Consider the following 16,732-nt stretch of genomic DNA (forward strand, 5'->3'; position numbering starts at 1 on the left):
CATTTCACCTCGTTTTAATGTTTAAAATGTCTAACTCCGGTAAAGACCATAGCAATTCCGTATTCATCCGCTTTTTTGATGGAATCCTCATCGCGGATGGAACCGCCAGGCTGAATGATTGCAGTGATTCCTGCCTTTGCTGCTGCTTCAACGGTATCATCCATTGGGAAAAAGGCGTCGGAAGCAAGTGCTGCCCCTGCTGCTTTTTCACCTGCTTGTTTTAAGGCGATTTCAGCGGCACCAACACGGTTCATTTGACCTGCACCAATTCCAATTGTCATATCCTCTTTCGTCACGACAATGGCATTTGATTTCACATGTTTTACTACCTTCCAGCCAAGCTTTAATGCTTCCCACTCTTGCTCAGTTGGCTGTCTCTTTGTTGGTACAGAGATCGTAGCATTTTCTAATGTAAAGCGGTCTTGTTCCTGAAGAAGCAGTCCGCCTTCGATGGTTGTTAACTTCATTTCTGGTTTCTTTGCACCTGAAAATGGAATCGTTAATAAACGTAAGTTCTTTTTCGCCGTTAAAATTGATAATGCTTCCTCAGAGAATGAAGGAGCAATAATGATTTCTAAGAAAATCTCATGAAGCTTGCCAGCTGTCTCGGCATCCACTTCACTATTAAAGGCAATAATTCCACCAAAAATTGAAACAGGATCAGCAGCAAAAGCTTTTTCGAAAGCAGCAAAACTATTTGTTCCAGTGCCAATACCGCATGGGTTCATATGCTTCACCGCAACAGCTGCAGGCTCTGTAAATTCTTTCACAATCTGCAATGCAGCGTCGGCGTCATTAATATTATTATAAGAAAGCTCTTTACCATGAAGCTGCTCTGCATTAGCGATGGAGAACGTGGAACCAAGTGGTTTTTTATAAAATGCAGCTTTTTGGTGCGGATTTTCGCCGTAACGGAGCGACTGCTTTAGCTCATATGTAACGGTTAATTTTTCAGGTGTTTCTTCCTGCGCTAGCTCTGTCATGTATTCGGCAATTAATGCGTCATAAGCAGCTGTGTGACGGTAAACCTTTGCCGCAAGTTTTCTACGTGTTTCTAGCGTCGTTTTACCATCTGCCTTTAATTCCTCAATCACCTTACTATAGTCAACAGGGTCAACAACCACTGTTACATATTGATGATTTTTTGCTGAAGCACGTAACATCGCCGGCCCGCCGATATCGATATTTTCAATCGCGTCCTCCGTTGTTACATCTGGTTTTGCAATCGTTTGTTGAAACGGATAAAGGTTCACACAAACAATTTGAATCGGATCAATACTATGTTCTTGGAGCTGCTTTTGGTGTTGTTCGTCATCATGTTTAGCTAGCAAGCCTCCATGAATGAACGGATTTAACGTTTTTACACGTCCTTCTAATATTTCTGGAAAGCCGGTAACATCACTCACACCGAGGACGGGAATGCCTTGTTCTTGAAGAGTCTTTTTCGTTCCGCCTGTTGAAATAATTTCAAAACCTAAGCTGACTAATTCTTTTGCAAAATCAGAAATACCATTTTTATCAGAAACACTAATAAGTGCGCGCTTTTTCGTCATGTTGAACTTCCCCTCTCGTTAACAGCATTTGCAGGATAGATGGATATAGCTTATGCTCGATACGTTGTATTTTCCGTTGCAGACTCTCTCTTGTTTCCTTTTCACTTATCCGAACGCGTTCCTGTACAATAATCGGTCCAGTGTCCATTCCTTCATCAACGTAGTGGATGGTCACTCCGCTCCATTCTGCTTTTGCAGCTAATGCTTGACCGATTGCGTCTTTACCTGGAAAAGCTGGAAGTAGTGAAGGATGTATATTAATAATACGTCCAGCATATTCACGAAGCAAGGTTGGACCTATTAGCCTCATGTAACCTGCAAGCACGATAAATTCTACACCATAACTCGTTAATTGCTCCGTAATGACTTTTTCATACGCTTCTTTGGAGCTAAATTCCTTTGGATTAAAAGAAAATGTCGGGATACGTGCGGCATTTGCCCGCTCGATAGCAAAAGCACCTGGCTTATCACAAACAAGAAGAGCTATATCCGCTTTTAGCTCTCCAGTTTGTACTACATCAATAATCGCTTGAAAATTGCTTCCGTTTCCTGAGGCAAACACAGCAATCTTTCTCATCGGCGGCCACCGATTGTAATGCCTTCTTCTGCCGTTACAACACCAATTTCATAGGCAGTTTCTCCGCATTGCTTTAAATGATCCATCACGTCTGCAGCGATATCCTTATCCACTGCAATCACCATGCCGATACCCATATTAAAGATATTATACATTTCCAGTTGGTCAATTTGTCCAACTGTTGTAATTAAATTAAAAATCGGCGGGATGTCCCAGCTTTTTTCAAAGATGGCTGCTCCAAGTCCATTAGGAAGCATCCGAGGGATATTCTCTATAAAACCGCCTCCGGTAATGTGAGCCATTCCTTTTAGGTTGAACTTCTTCAATGCTGAAAGAATTGGTTTAACATAGATTTTCGTTGGTTTTAATAACTCTTCTCCCAAGCTTGTGCCAAGTTCGTCAACATATTCTGTTAACGCCCAGTTATTAAAAACCTTCCGAACAAGTGAATAACCATTGCTGTGGATTCCGCTTGAGGCTAATCCAATTAATACATCACCAGCCTGAATGGTTTCCCCCGTAATCAATTGGCTTTTTTCACATGCACCAACCGTAAATCCTGCTAAATCATACTCATTTTCACTATATAATCCAGGCATTTCAGCTGTTTCTCCGCCGATCAGTGCACAGCCAGCCTGCTCACATCCATCAGCTATGCCCTTGACAATCGCTTCAATCTTTTCAGGCTTTGCTTTTCCGGTTGCAATATAGTCTAAAAAGAACAAAGGCTCAGCGCCTTGAACCACAATATCATTGACACACATTGCTACTGCGTCAATTCCAATCGTTTCATGCTGATCCATCCAAAATGCAATCATCAACTTTGTACCAACACCATCTGTTCCTGATACTAGAACTGGTTCTTTCAAATTCAACGATGATAGATCAAACATACCGCCAAAACCGCCGAGACCACCTATTACGCCAGCTCTGGCTGTTTTTTGTACATGCTTTTTCATTCTCTCAACAGCTTCATAGCCTGCTTCGATGTTTACCCCTGCCTGTGTATAAGCATTCGCCATGATGGTCCCCCCTATTTTTGATAGTAATATTGGAGTGTGTCCGGATAAATTTCTGTTGGATAGTCTCCTGTAAAGCAGCCAAGGCAGAAACCATTTGTTCCTTCAGTTTTCATGATTGCTCCTACCATTCCTTCCGTACTTAGGAACGTAAGAGAATCTGCACCAATCAACTGCCTAATTTCTTCCACTGATTTATCTGAAGCGATCAATTCTTCTTTAGATGATGTATCAATTCCATAGAAACATGGATTTTTTATTGGAGGTGAACTGATGACAACGTGTACCTCTGTTGCTCCTGCCTCTTTTAACAGGTTTACAATTCTTCTGCTCGTCGTTCCTCGGACAATAGAATCATCCACCATAACGACCCGTTTTCCTTCAACAACGCCGCGAACTGCAGACAGCTTCATCTTCACACCCTGCTCCCGTAACGTTTGGGTTGGCTGAATGAAGGTCCTGCCGACATATTTGTTCTTAATTAATCCCATTTCATAAGGAATACCTGCGGATTCGGCATATCCTATCGCAGCAGAGATACTAGAATCTGGAACGCCAGTTACTACATCTGCTTCAATAGGTGCCTCTACTGCCAATCTTTTCCCCATGTTTTTACGGGCTGTATGAACATTGATTCCTTGGATATTACTATCAGGTCTAGAAAAATAAACATATTCCATCGCACAAATGGACTTTGTCGAGTTAAACGCAAATTGTTCTGAGGTTATTCCCTCTTCATTGATGATTAATAATTCTCCAGGTCTGATATCACGGATGTATTCTGCTCCAACAACATCAAAGGCGCAGGTCTCAGAAGCAACCACATAGGCCTCTCCAAGACAGCCAAGTGAAAGTGGTCTTAATCCATGAGGATCGAGAGCAACCATTAATTCCTTCTCTGTTAAAATTAAATAGGCATAGGCACCTTTTAACATCGAAAGCGCATTTTTCACCTGATCCTTCAACTGGGGATAACCGCTTCTCCTAATTAAATGAGCTAATACTTCTGTGTCAGAGCTTGTTTGAAAAATACTTCCTTGTGCTTCAAGCTGATGTTTTAAGAAATTGGCATTTACTAAATTACCATTATGAGCAAGTGCCAGGCTTCCAGTTTGAGAATGGAACAGCAAGGGCTGGACGTTCTCATAACCGCCGCCCCCAGCTGTAGCATAGCGAACATGCCCAATTGCAGACGTACCCTTTAATTTTTCCATCACGTCAGCTGTGAAAATTTCCGAAACTAGTCCTTCACCTTTCACAACACTAAGCTTTTCCCCGTTGGATACGACAATACCCGTACCCTCCTGACCACGATGTTGCAGGCTGTGGAGTCCGTAATAGGTAAGCTGTGCGGAATCTGGATGTCCAAAGACACCAAAAACTCCGCATTCTTCGTTTAACCCCTTGATTTCAGCAAGCATGGAATAGCTCCTTTCCAGGCATCCTTTAATTCGTTTACTGAAGCTTCTAAAATCGTGTTATTCTCAGCATTCACCTTTAAAACGGCTGTATCATTTACCTCACCAATCAGTCTTGCAGCTACTAAACTTTCAAACGCTGATTGATGTTCTTTTTTCACTGTTAATAAGAAACGGGATTGTGTTTCACTGAATAAAGCAGTTACTGGGTTACCTTCAATTGTGATAGCTGCCCCAAGCTGTTCTTGGCCAAAAAGACTTTCAGCCACCGCTACACCTAAACCGCCTTCAGATAGGTCGTGTGCCGATTGAACCACTCCTGCACGAATAGCAGCCAACACTTGATCCTGTCTTTCCTTTTCTAGTTGAACATTAAGTTCTGGAGCTTTACCGAAAATCCGGCCGTTTTGCAGTTTCTGTAACTCACTGCCTCCAAATTCTGGTTTTGTTTCGCCGACTAAGTAAATAAGATCTCCACTAGTCTTAAAGTTTTGAGTTGTAATATGATCAAGGTCAGTGACTAAGCCAACCATTCCAATGACTGGTGTTGGGTAAATCGCAGTTCCGCTTGTTTCGTTATATAAAGAGACGTTACCGCCTATAACTGGAGTATTAAGAACACGGCAAGCCTCGCTGATTCCGTCTGCTGCTTTTTCAATCTGCCAGAACACTTCTGGCTTTTCAGGATTTCCAAAGTTGAGGTTGTCAGTAATCGCTAATGGCTCTGCACCGGAACAAACAATATTACGTGCTGCTTCAGCAACCGCAATTGCCCCGCCAACTTCAGGGTCTAAAAACACATAGCGTGAGTTACAATCAGTCGTCATTGCCAATGCCTTACGGGTTCCGCGGATTCTGACAACAGAAGCGTCTGATCCAGGTGCAACGACTGTATTCGTACGTACCATATAATCGTATTGGTTATAAACCCATTCCTTGCTAGCAATTGTAGGCTGGCTAAGAAGTTGTTTCAATGTTTCATTTAAATCTTCAACCTGTGGAACTTCCACATCTAGTGCTTGGAATTCCTGATAGTAAATTGGTTCTTTTGATGGCTTATGATAAACTGGTGCGTCCTCAGCTAGAGCATCCACTGGAACATCTGCAACGATTTCACCATGTTGCAACAAACGTAGTTTTTTATCATCTGTTACTGTACCAATCGCTACTGCTTCAAGATCGTATTTTGTGAAAAGGTCTTTGATTTCCTGCTCTCTTCCCTTTGTAACAACAATCAGCATACGCTCCTGTGATTCTGAAAGCATCATTTCATATGCAGTCATACCTGTTTCACGCTGTGGAACAAGGTCTAAATTCATTTCAATACCCATTCCAGCTTTACTTGCCATTTCTGCTGAAGAACTTGTTAACCCGGCAGCACCCATATCCTGAATACCGACAAGGGCGTCAGATTGAATCAATTCTAGGCAGGCTTCTAGTAAAAGTTTTTCCATGAATGGGTCGCCCACTTGAACCGCCGGGCGATTTTCATCAGACTGTTCTGTTAATTCTTCCGAAGCAAAGGTTGCACCATGAATTCCATCACGACCTGTTTTCGCTCCAACATACATCACCGTATTGCCAACACCTTGTGCAAGACCTTTTTTAATGTCTTTATGGTCAATTAAGCCAACACACATTGCATTTACTAACGGATTGCCTTCATAACATGGTTCAAATTGAATTTCGCCGCCAACCGTTGGGATTCCGATACAGTTACCGTAGCCAGCGATTCCGGCAACGACTTCTTTGAATAGGTAGCGTACTCTTGCGGATTCATCAAGTTCTCCGAAACGAAGTGAGTTTAATAGTGCGATAGGACGCGCACCCATTGAAAAGATATCACGGATAATTCCGCCAACACCGGTAGCCGCCCCTTGATATGGCTCGATGGCTGATGGGTGGTTATGGCTTTCGATTTTAAATACTACTGCTTGATTATCGCCGATATCGACAATTCCGGCCCCTTCTCCAGGACCTTGAAGAACACGCTCACCTGTCGTTGGGAACTTTCTTAGGACTGGTTTAGAGTTTTTATAACTGCAATGCTCAGACCACATAACCGAGAAAAGGCCAGTTTCTGTGTAGTTCGGTGTCCGTCCAAGAATGTTTTCAATCTGGGTGAATTCTTCATCGGATAAGCCCATTTGCTGATAAAGTTTTTCTGTCTTTACTTGATCTGGTCTTGGTTCATGCTTTAACAACATTTGCTTCCCTCCAGCTTCTTACAATCGATTGAAATAATTTTAGTCCATCTGCTCCGCCTAGTAACTTATCAACGGCTCTTTCAGGGTGTGGCATCATCCCAAGGACATTTCCTTTTTCATTGATAATTCCTGCTATATCTTCTAGACTTCCGTTCGGGTTATCTTGGTAAGTAAAAACGATTTGGTTATTTTCTTTAAGTGCAGCAAGCGTTTCTTCGTCGCAATAGTAGTTTCCTTCACCATGAGCGACAGGGATTGAAATCGTTTCTTCTTGCGTGTAGGCGGTTGAAAACATCGTCTGATTGTTGACTACCTTTAAATTAACTGGTTTACAGATAAATGATAGACTTTCATTTCGTCTCATGGCTCCAGGCAGTAATCCTGCTTCCAAAAGAATTTGAAATCCGTTGCAGACACCTAAAATCGGTTTCCCTGCTTCTGCTGCTTTTACAACCGCCTGCATGACTTTACTAAAACGGGCAATGGCTCCTGTACGTAGATAATCACCGTATGAGAAACCGCCAGGAAGTAAGATTCCATCAAACTCATCTAAGCTCTCAGTATCATGCCACACATATTCAACCTGTTCACCAAGTTCATCCTTAATCGCATGGTACATATCTACGTCACAGTTAGATCCTGGAAAAACGATGACTGCAAACTTCACTGAGGAACACACTCCTCTACTTCATAACGATAGTCTTCAATGACTGTATTTGCTAATAACTTGCTGCAAATCTCATTGATTACTTCATCAAGGTCGCGCTCTGACTTTTCAATCGTTAGTTCCATATATTTACCGATTCGTACATCGGATACTTCCGGATAATTTAATGAATGCAGAGAATGAGTTACTGCCTTACCTTGTGGATCTAATACACTTTCTCTTAACGTGACATATACCTTTACCTTAAACATGCTGTTTTCCCCCTAATCTAGCTAATATGTTTTCATATGCTTCTGTTAAACTACCAAGGTCACGACGGAATACATCTTTATCGAGCTTTTCATTTGTCTTTTTGTCCCAAAGTCTACAAGTGTCTGGTGAAATCTCATCCGCTAATAAAATGCTGCCTTCAGCGTCTTTTCCAAACTCAAGTTTGAAGTCTATAAGATTAATCCCTAATTCGTTAAAAAAGCTTGATAAAACTGTATTAATTTTTAATGCCTTCTCTTTTAGGACGGTTAGTTCCTCTTCTGTTGCTAAGTTCAATTCGTAAATATGTTCAGTAGTTAGTAATGGGTCGCCAAGATCGTCATTTTTTAAATAAAACTCTACAAGCGGCTTTGATAATTCTTTACCTTCTTCGATTCCTAATCTTTTTGAAAGACTTCCTGCAGCAATATTGCGAACGACAACTTCAAGCGGGATAATGGTTACCCTTTTCACCAGCTGCTCGGTTTCTGAAATACGCTTAATAAAATGCGACGGGATGCCCTGTGCTTGAAGGTTTAAAAATAGCAAACTAGTAATTTCGTTATTTAAACGCCCTTTACCGGTAATATCTGCCTTCTTTTGCCCGTTGAAAGCAGTTGCCGAATCCTTATATTCAATCAAAACAGTTTGTTCATCATCTGTACTAAAAATTCGCTTCGCTTTTCCTTCATAGAGAAGTTCTCTCATATAGAATCACTCCTATTTCGCAATATTGGGAATCTTCGAGGTAATATTGGTCACTTTTAGTGACCTGATTTTTACTTTTCAAGGATAGCAGGAACCAAAAACTCTTTTTGGTTACCACTTTCTTACTTTTTCCACCGTTTCGGGCACTAAGAGCCCTCGTTGGTTACCACTGTCTCGCTTTTTCTAGCGTTCCGGGCACTAAAAGCCCTTTTTGGTTACCACTCACTTATTTTTTCAACTATTCCGGTCACCAAGAAATTTTCCTTAGTGACCGGCTTTCATTTTTCAATCGATTTCAGTCATTTTTAACCTTTAGCAGTTCAACCCTAATCGTTCAAAAATCGTATTAACATGCTGAAGGTGATAGTTGTAATCGAAGCAGTCCGCAATTTCTTCTGCAGAAAGCAGGCTTGTAATTTTTGGTTCTTCTTCGATCAAACCGCGGAATGGAACTTGATTTTCCCATGATTCCGCTGTTTTTGGCTGAACGGTATCATACGCCTCTTCACGTGATAAACCTTTGTCAATCAATGCCAGCAGAACTCTTTGAGAATAAATCAAACCAAGCGTCCGGTCCATGTTACGTTTCATGTTTTCCGGATAAACAGTTAAGTTTTTAATGATGTTACCAAAACGATTTAACATGTAGTTCAAGGCAATTGTTGCATCCGGTAAAATGATCCGCTCCGCAGAAGAGTGGGAGATATCGCGCTCATGCCATAGTGGAACATTTTCATAGGCTGTCATCATATAGCCTCGAATGACGCGTGCCAAACCTGTCATATTTTCAGACCCAATTGGGTTTCGTTTATGAGGCATTGCAGATGAACCTTTTTGTCCTTTTGCAAAAAACTCTTCTACTTCACGCGTTTCGCTTTTTTGTAATCCGCGCACTTCCACAGCAAATTTTTCAATCGAAGTAGCAATCAATGCAAGAGTAGACATATAGTGTGCGTGACGGTCGCGCTGCAAGGTTTGGGTTGAGATTGGTGCAGGCTGAGTACCAAGTTTTTCACACACATATTGTTCAACAAACGGGTTGATATTCGCGTATGTTCCAACTGCCCCGGAAATCTTCCCAAACTCAACACCGGCAGCTGCATGATTAAAACGTTCCAGGTTTCGTTTCATTTCTTCGTACCAAAGAGCAAGCTTTAAGCCGAATGTTGTTGGTTCCGCATGTACTCCGTGCGTACGGCCCATCATGACAGTAAATTTATGCTCAATCGCTTTGTTCTTTAAAATTTCAATAAAGTTTTCAAGGTCTTTGCGGATAATTACATTAGCTTGTTTTAATAAGTAAGATAAAGCCGTATCCACTACATCTGTTGAAGTTAATCCGTAATGTACCCACTTGCGTTCTTCCCCTAATGTCTCGGATACTGCGCGAGTAAAGGCAACAACATCATGTCTAGTTTCTTCTTCAATTTCTTTAATCCGGTCAATATTAAAAGATGCATTTTCACGAAGCTTCTTTACGTCTTCTTTCGGAATTTCACCTAACTCAGCCCATGCTTCACAAGCAAGGATTTCAACCTCCAGCCAAGCTTTAAAGCGGTTTTCCTCTGTCCAAATCGCACCCATTTCAGGTCTTGTATAACGATCAATCATCTTTTTGCCTCCAGACTTTTTTCTTCCCAGATGTTACTGTTAGCCACATCTTCAAGGACAGTATCAACCGTATCACAAAGAATCGTTACATGCCCCATCTTTCTCTTAAATTTAGCCTCTTTTTTACCATATAAATGAACTTTCCAATCCGGTACGTTTGTTAATTTTTCTAACACGTTTTGAACATGCTCTCCTAATATGTTAACCATCACCGCTGGCTTTAATAGCTCTGTCTTACCGAGGGGCAAGTTACACACAGCCCTGATATGCTGCTCGAATTGTGAAGTTTCACATGCTTCAATCGTATAATGCCCTGAATTATGCGGTCTAGGAGCGAGTTCATTTATGTATATCTTATCCCCCGCTGATAAAAACATTTCAACCGCTAATGTCCCTACTAACTCAAATGCATTAGCAAGTTGTACCGCCGATTGAATGGCTTTATCCTCCGCTAGTTTACTAATACGTGCAGGAACAATCGTTTGGTGGAGAATATTATCCTGATGAATATTTTCTCCAACCGGAAATACTGCTGTTTCGCCATTTGGATTTCTAGTAATAATCACTGAAATTTCTTTCGTAAAAGAAATCCATTTTTCCAAGATACATTGTCCGTACTCAAGAAGTACTTGAGCCTTTTCAATATCCTGACTATTATTTAGAACTACTTGCCCTTTGCCGTCGTAGCCGCCCCGTGCTGTTTTTAATACAACAGGGAAGCCAAGTCGTTCACAATTTTCTACAAGGTCATTCACGGAATTAATGACTGCATATGGTGCTACCTGGACACCTGCATTTACAATTGCCGCTTTTTCTTTCACCCGGTCCTGAGTAATCTCAAGTAAACTTTTACCCTGTGGCACATATGCCTGATCACAAAGCCATTCAAGCGCCGCAGCGTCAATATTTTCAAATTCGTAGGTAATGACATCACTGACTTCAGCTAGTTGGCTAATGGCTGCCAGATCATCATAGTTGCCGATAATCTTATAATCTGCCACTTGGCCGCACGGTGAATCTTCTACAGGATCTAATACAGCAATTCGATAACCCATTGCTCTGGCCGCAAGTGCCATCATCCTGCCTAGCTGACCTCCGCCTATAATTCCGATCGTTTGTCCTGGAAAAATCGTTTTAGACAAGCTCATCACTACTTTCTATAGCCGCTGCTTCAGCTTCTTTGCGGACCTGCTCTAGTCTCTCTTGTAAGCTAGGATCGTTAATGGATACAATTTGAGCAGCCAGCAGTCCTGCGTTTTTTGCTCCTGCTGCACCAATCGCAACGGTTGCCACCGGTACCCCTGATGGCATTTGCACAATCGATAATAGAGAATCCATACCATTCAGTGCTCTCGATTGAACAGGAACGCCGATTACTGGTAATATCGTTTTAGCGGCAACCATTCCTGGCAGATGAGCAGCACCGCCTGCACCTGCGATGATTACTTTAATTCCTCTTACTCTAGCATTCTCAGCAAATTCAAACATCAAATCAGGAGTACGGTGTGCTGAAACCACCTTTTTTTCATAAGGAACCTCTAACTGGTCAAGGATTTCACAAGTAAGCTTCATCGTTTCCCAATCTGATTTGCTCCCCATTATTACCGCTACACTTGGATTCATACTCTCTCTCCTTTTTTCTAGCTCCAGCGCCTTTCAGTCATAAGCCCCTAGGAAAAATTGAACTGTATTTTATACCTTAGGTAAAATTGACTTCATTTTACCCTAGGAAAGAAGCAGTTTCTGTTTTCCCCTGTTCAAGGCGCTTACGCTTTTTTCTTACTTTACCAATATAAAAAGCCCAAAACAGATATACTTTCCCAATTTCATGAGAGAAAGCAGTCTGTCCGGGCTGAAATCGGCACAGTAAATGACCATGAAACGAGTTAACGTTTCTGGCATTTCCACTTCCCCTCATAGTCCAATCATTTACGGTAATTGGGTAGATACTTATGGGCCATATTCCCATTATTATACGAGGGTGTTACGTTATATATTTTTTTTACACCTTTATATTACATTTTAAGACGCAAACGGTCAATAAAAACGAACGATTTTATTTCTTCGAAAATTATTGTTCGTTTTTACTCAGTGCTAATGGCTTCAAATACAATCTGCCTTCCGACCGGTTCATAGGAAGTTTCCTTTCCATTAACTACCTCTTGGAAAATTGGTTTTTCTGTCCTTCGAACCGGTATATATCCCTGTTTTTTCATCCGCTCTAAACAATCTTCAATACTTTCATTTTCTTGTACCTCAAATTGCATTTTCTTTTTACTCATGAAAATAATTTCCCTTTCTTCACAGATTTCACCCAAAATCCTCCATGAATTGACTTTGGTTCATAGACAATAATAAAGGCTTTTGGATCCAATGATTTAATCAAGTCATATAATTTCAGTTCAAATTTTCTAGGTGTTAAGATTTGTAAGGCCATCCGATTCCCCTCAAGCCCGTTTGCTTCCCAGTTTGTTACACCGTAACCTTTTTCTCTTAACACTTTAGGCAATTCTTTATCATATTCTTTTGTAATAACATTAACTGTAATATAGCCTAATGCCAGTTTTTCCTCTATTTTCATCCCGACAATAACCCCAATCCCATAACCAATCGCGTAAGCAATCAGATTTTGGATTTCATTAAGATTATTTAAAACAAGACCAAGACCTAAAACATAGATAACAACTTCAATCATACTCAAGCCCGCAGCCAAATAACGCTGACCTTTTAACGTTAGAATCATTCTTATCGTAAAAAATGAAACATAAACAATGTTGATAAGTAAGATAATTAAAACCATCATAAAACTATTTTCTAACAAAGACCTAACCTCCCATTTTCATACTAGCCAATTCTAGTATTGTTCTTTTGTTAGTGTAACCCTTTTGGTTAAATTTTTCATTTAAATTGAAGAAGACCCGTCATTTGACAGGCCCTTCACTAGGATTATTTTACTAAGGAGAGTGAAATTGAAGGATTTTCTTTTGCACGTTCAAGAATAGTTGTCAGTATGTCCTTCCAAATTTGTTCATCATCCGTTAAAAAGTGTCCCGCCTCAGCAATAAAGTGAGTATAGCAAATCGGAATGGCCGAAGCGATTTTTCTCATTTCCGCAGCCGGGGCCATCCTATCCTCTACTCCATGCCACACATCAATTGGAACAGTAATATCTTTAAAGGAAAATCCCCATGGCTTTGTTAATAATACAGGCTCATTCACACATTCATCCACGGATATCCGAAAAGCTTCTCCCAAGTGCAACATCAGCCCTTTTAACTGTTCGTCTGTTTGTAAAAATTGACGATCCCACTCATGTAAATGCTTGTTACCCTTTTTGTTTTGCTTCATGAACTTTTCTGGCTGCTCTTCAAGCAGCCTTTTCGTAGTCCGATAGCTCGCTTTTACAAGCCACGGTGCCTTTCTAGCGAGAAAAAAAGCGATTTTATTAGCTGTCATGGTACCTTTAGGGGACTTACCATTTACAAATGGAGTCGTGCTGGCTACTAATGATACTGATTGGAGTCTTTCTGAGAGCTTATAGGCACAGGCTGCAGCAAAAGCCCCGCCGCCTGAAACACCAATAATCGAGAACTTATCAAGCTTTAAAAAATCAGCTGCTTCGATTATGTCGTCAGCCCAATCCAGCAGTGTTCGATTTGGTTTCGGGTCAGATAATCCAAAGCCCGGACGATCCAACGATATCAATCGAATCCCTACTGTTTTTGATATTCCATCGTCCTCAAGAAAGAGCAACCGTGAACCTGGTGTCCCATGAAAAAACATTACTGGCAGCCCTTTTGGATCTCCATATTCAATCACAGCCAACCTTCTGCCATCTTTAAGCGGCACCATAAAGTCTCTCATCGAATTCTCCTCCATTATTTAATTCTTTTAATAGTTAATCTCACTTAAGTATTAGTTAAAAAAATTTATTCTTTCTGCGCTTTAACAGCAATATGATAGAGTTTTTCATGGATGTCTAATAGCTTTTCCAAATCATCTTTTGGCAATTGCGCATAATATTTTTCAATTATAAAGAGTTGATTCTTTTCGACCATCTCATTATAGTGATGGCCCTTTTCACCTAGTTGGACGATAATTTCACGGCGGTTATCAGGATTTATCTCCCTTTTTACATAATCCTGCTTTTCAAGCTTTGAAATGAGCTGACTCGCTGCACTGGCTGTAATCGATAAAAAGTGGGAAATTTCATTAACGGTTCTTGTTTTTACCCTCAAAAGTTCTAAAATTACTTGCTGTTTTGTTGATAGATCGGCAAACTCATCGTTAATTAACTTTTTATAGTCCTCTAAAAATAGTGAACTCAAGGCATTGGAGTAATCTACAATTTTACTGCATATTATTTCTAAATCTTTGTTCATTTCTTTCACCTCTTCATATTACCATTATAAAACAATATTAATATTTAAGTAAACTTAAATATTAAATAAAATTAAGAAATGGAAATTCGAAAAACTAAGAAATAAAAATATTAAACATACTTTTAACCTATTATTGGGAATTCTAAGATTTAAAGATATAAGGCAGGTGACTGTAATGATGAAGAAGATACTTTTCTTGTTTTTTCTGATAATTGCTTTCCATTCCAATTCTACCTCCGCAGAACCACAGGAAAATTTGAAAGCCGCTTTTGTAAGGGACGATCATTTATGGATAAAGTTGAAAGATAAAGAAATACAGATTACCGATACTGGTTATGTAAGATATCCAAAGTGGTCATTCGATGGCAGCTGGGTTGCTTATTTAAAGGGAGCCAAGGAAGGTGATATTTTGGATCTTTGGCTTTACAGTTTAAAGAGCAATAGATATTTTAAAGTTAAAGAGAATGTTAACGTAAATTTTCAGTGGTCCCCAAATGCTAATACGATTGGTTTCCAGGTTACAAAAAATCTAGTTATTTTACATACCGCCAAATTGGGCCAGTTTACGCAGGCAGCAAAAAACATAGAAAACTTTTCTTGGCTGCCATCCGGTAAAGGTTTACTTATATCAACTAAAAAAAGCCCTGAACTTCATTCAGATATTACTTTATCAAAAGTTATCTTAGGAAAAAAAGAAATGCCTGTTGTTAACGATTTTTATACCGTTAAACTTGACCAAAATGAACTATATGCTTCTACTAGTGAATTTAAATGGTCAAATGATAAGAAGTGGATTAGCTTTTTGTTAATCCCTACCGCTTCCTTATCGGCTGATGGAAACACTTTATGCATTCTATCTTCTAATGGTAAAACATTTAAAAAGATAGATGAAATGTTAAATAAATCCGCTTGGCTCCAATGGGCACCATATCATGCGTTGTTCGGATATATAAGTGGTGATGGTCGAGAAGCGACGATAAACAAGAGACTAAAGGTTTTAACAATCCCATCAATGAAAAATGTTATTCTAACCCCAAAGGGTTTTGTAGACCGTGATTTGACGTGGCAAAATCATCGAACTATAATCGTGTCACGTTCGAAGGAAAGTGGTTCTGGGGACTTGGACGAAAGTGCATTGCCAAGCCTATATAAATTAAGTCTGTCAGATAATAAACAAACCCAAATCACTGTTCCTTCTGAAAAGGATGGAGACTTTAGACCAGAAATCGTTAAGAATAATTTGTTCTGGATTAGAACGGACCGAAAGAATGCAGATGTTATGCTTTCTCCTACCTATCAATCTAAAGTGATGACTTGGATAAAAGATATTAACCTCGGGAGTTCTTATTATGAAAAATGGAGTTGGGATGAAGTGTTTAGTTTATACTCGGGGCGGTAATTAATACTTTTTGGGAGTGCCAGGCTGGCTTTAGTGCCTGGCTCTTTACCCAAACTTTATTTTTCTTCAACTAATTTATTGGTCAATGTACCTAACTTTTCAACCTCAACTGTTACTATATCACCCGGTTTCAAGTAAACCCGTTTTTCCAATGGGTAGCCTATGATAACACCCTCCGGAGTTCCAGTTAGAATGATATCACCTGGTGTAAGGGTCATGTGCTGTGAAATATAGCTGACAATTTCATCTACATCAAAAATCATATCTGATGTAATGGAATCCTGACGCATTTCCCCGTTCACAAATGTTTTTAACTGCAAATTGTTAGGATCTCGTACTTCATCTGCGGTTACGAGATATGGCCCTATAGGACTGAAGTCATCACATGTTTTTCCGAGTAACCATTGGTTTGATCTTTTCTGCAGGTCTCGTGCTGATAGATCATTCGCTGTACAATAGCCGAATACATAATCTAATGCATTTTCCTTACTAACATCCTTCGCTTCCTTCCCAATTACCACCCCTAACTCAACTTCGTAATCCAGCCTTTTGGTCACTCTTGGAACAGCAATCTCACACTTATGTCCTGTTAATGTATTATTAAATTTACTAAATAATACAGGTTCTTTTGGATATGGCGACTTTGTTTCGTCCGCATGTTTGCGATAGTTTAAACCTACACATATAATCTTGTTTGGTTGCGTAACACATGGTCCCCATTCAACCTTCTCTTCATCCATAATATAATGTGTTTGATTTTCAGTTGGCAGATTTTTAATGTAGTCTTCAAGTATAGAAATGACCTCATTACCACCCGCGATTACCTCCATAATATTTGTATGTACTTGACTATTTGGTCTCACCCTTAATGCCTCTTCCAGGTCAATAAGTCCATTCTCAACTTTTACTCCTAACACCTGTTTTCCTTCTTTTTTAATGGTT

The 16,732-nt window shown here is 40.1% G+C and carries 17 protein-coding genes and 1 riboswitch (1 of these 18 cut by a window edge); of the genes, 1 reads left to right on the plus strand and 16 read right to left on the minus strand.

The window, feature by feature from the left end; genetic code table 11:
• Window positions 1-14: 14 nt before the first annotated feature.
• The 15 genes from purH to ACN6MT_RS02045 form a co-directional block, all read right to left on the minus strand.
• Complete coding sequence (purH, locus tag ACN6MT_RS01975; RefSeq protein WP_419954615.1) at window positions 15-1,553, minus strand: bifunctional phosphoribosylaminoimidazolecarboxamide formyltransferase/IMP cyclohydrolase; 1,539 nt, start codon at window positions 1,551-1,553, stop codon at window positions 15-17.
• The gene (purN, locus tag ACN6MT_RS01980) at window positions 1,528-2,130 is read right to left on the minus strand and encodes a phosphoribosylglycinamide formyltransferase (RefSeq protein WP_419954616.1); all 603 of its coding nucleotides are present in this window, start codon (window positions 2,128-2,130) and stop codon (window positions 1,528-1,530) included. The genes purH and purN overlap by 26 nt, the downstream gene beginning before the upstream one ends.
• Window positions 2,127-3,152: a phosphoribosylformylglycinamidine cyclo-ligase gene (gene purM / locus ACN6MT_RS01985; protein ID WP_419954617.1), complete on the minus strand. Its 1,026-nt coding sequence runs from the start codon at window positions 3,150-3,152 to the stop codon at window positions 2,127-2,129. The genes purN and purM overlap by 4 nt, the downstream gene beginning before the upstream one ends.
• Window positions 3,153-3,163: 11 nt before the next feature.
• Window positions 3,164-4,570: an amidophosphoribosyltransferase gene (gene purF / locus ACN6MT_RS01990; RefSeq protein ID WP_063254692.1), complete on the minus strand. Its 1,407-nt coding sequence runs from the start codon at window positions 4,568-4,570 to the stop codon at window positions 3,164-3,166.
• Window positions 4,546-6,774 carry a phosphoribosylformylglycinamidine synthase subunit PurL gene (purL, locus tag ACN6MT_RS01995; RefSeq protein ID WP_419954618.1) on the minus strand — a complete coding sequence of 743 codons (2,229 nt, stop codon included), beginning with the start codon at window positions 6,772-6,774 and terminating at the stop codon, window positions 4,546-4,548. Before purL ends, purF begins: the two co-directional genes overlap by 25 nt.
• The gene (purQ, locus tag ACN6MT_RS02000) at window positions 6,758-7,441 is read right to left on the minus strand and encodes a phosphoribosylformylglycinamidine synthase subunit PurQ (protein WP_419954619.1); all 684 of its coding nucleotides are present in this window, start codon (window positions 7,439-7,441) and stop codon (window positions 6,758-6,760) included. The genes purL and purQ overlap by 17 nt, the downstream gene beginning before the upstream one ends.
• Window positions 7,438-7,692 carry a phosphoribosylformylglycinamidine synthase subunit PurS gene (gene purS, locus ACN6MT_RS02005; RefSeq protein ID WP_063254695.1) on the minus strand — a complete coding sequence of 85 codons (255 nt, stop codon included), beginning with the start codon at window positions 7,690-7,692 and terminating at the stop codon, window positions 7,438-7,440. Before purS ends, purQ begins: the two co-directional genes overlap by 4 nt.
• Window positions 7,685-8,398, minus strand: coding sequence for a phosphoribosylaminoimidazolesuccinocarboxamide synthase (purC, locus tag ACN6MT_RS02010; RefSeq protein ID WP_063254696.1), 714 nt, complete (start codon window positions 8,396-8,398; stop codon window positions 7,685-7,687). The genes purS and purC overlap by 8 nt, the downstream gene beginning before the upstream one ends.
• A 312-nt stretch (window positions 8,399-8,710) precedes the next feature.
• Complete coding sequence (gene purB / locus ACN6MT_RS02015) at window positions 8,711-10,009, minus strand: adenylosuccinate lyase (protein ID WP_419954620.1); 1,299 nt, start codon at window positions 10,007-10,009, stop codon at window positions 8,711-8,713.
• Window positions 10,006-11,157: a 5-(carboxyamino)imidazole ribonucleotide synthase gene (gene purK, locus ACN6MT_RS02020; protein WP_419954621.1), complete on the minus strand. Its 1,152-nt coding sequence runs from the start codon at window positions 11,155-11,157 to the stop codon at window positions 10,006-10,008. The genes purB and purK overlap by 4 nt, the downstream gene beginning before the upstream one ends.
• Complete coding sequence (gene purE / locus ACN6MT_RS02025) at window positions 11,144-11,632, minus strand: 5-(carboxyamino)imidazole ribonucleotide mutase (protein ID WP_419954622.1); 489 nt, start codon at window positions 11,630-11,632, stop codon at window positions 11,144-11,146. Before purE ends, purK begins: the two co-directional genes overlap by 14 nt.
• A 274-nt stretch (window positions 11,633-11,906) precedes the next feature.
• A riboswitch (purine riboswitch) is annotated at window positions 11,907-12,008 on the minus strand.
• A gap of 85 nt (window positions 12,009-12,093) precedes the next feature.
• Window positions 12,094-12,291, minus strand: a complete 198-nt coding sequence (locus ACN6MT_RS02030) for an NETI motif-containing protein (protein WP_063254700.1) — start codon at window positions 12,289-12,291, stop codon at window positions 12,094-12,096.
• Window positions 12,288-12,812: a DUF2179 domain-containing protein gene (locus ACN6MT_RS02035; protein ID WP_169803733.1), complete on the minus strand. Its 525-nt coding sequence runs from the start codon at window positions 12,810-12,812 to the stop codon at window positions 12,288-12,290. The genes ACN6MT_RS02030 and ACN6MT_RS02035 overlap by 4 nt, the downstream gene beginning before the upstream one ends.
• Window positions 12,813-12,955: 143 nt before the next feature.
• Entirely contained in the window at window positions 12,956-13,873 is a 918-nt protein-coding gene (locus tag ACN6MT_RS02040) for an alpha/beta fold hydrolase (RefSeq protein ID WP_419954623.1), read from the minus strand.
• 65 nt (window positions 13,874-13,938) lie between these two features.
• Window positions 13,939-14,391, minus strand: coding sequence for a MarR family winged helix-turn-helix transcriptional regulator (locus ACN6MT_RS02045; RefSeq protein WP_419954624.1), 453 nt, complete (start codon window positions 14,389-14,391; stop codon window positions 13,939-13,941).
• Window positions 14,392-14,566: 175 nt separating this feature from the next.
• Between ACN6MT_RS02045 and ACN6MT_RS02050 the strand changes: the two genes are divergently transcribed.
• Complete coding sequence (locus ACN6MT_RS02050) at window positions 14,567-15,790, plus strand: hypothetical protein (RefSeq protein WP_419954625.1); 1,224 nt, start codon at window positions 14,567-14,569, stop codon at window positions 15,788-15,790.
• A 56-nt stretch (window positions 15,791-15,846) separates the two neighbouring features.
• On the opposite strand, the gene ACN6MT_RS02055 is transcribed toward ACN6MT_RS02050, so the two are convergent.
• Window positions 15,847-16,732: the 3' portion of a fumarylacetoacetate hydrolase family protein gene (locus tag ACN6MT_RS02055; RefSeq protein WP_419954626.1), read on the minus strand. 11 nt of this gene lie beyond the right edge of the window; the window shows 886 of its 897 coding nt (coding positions 12-897); the start codon falls outside the window, past its right edge — the gene reads right to left on this strand; the stop codon is at window positions 15,847-15,849.

The organism is Neobacillus niacini (assembly GCF_048572935.1).
Classification (GTDB): Bacteria; Bacillota; Bacilli; order Bacillales; family Cytobacillaceae; genus Neobacillus; species Neobacillus niacini.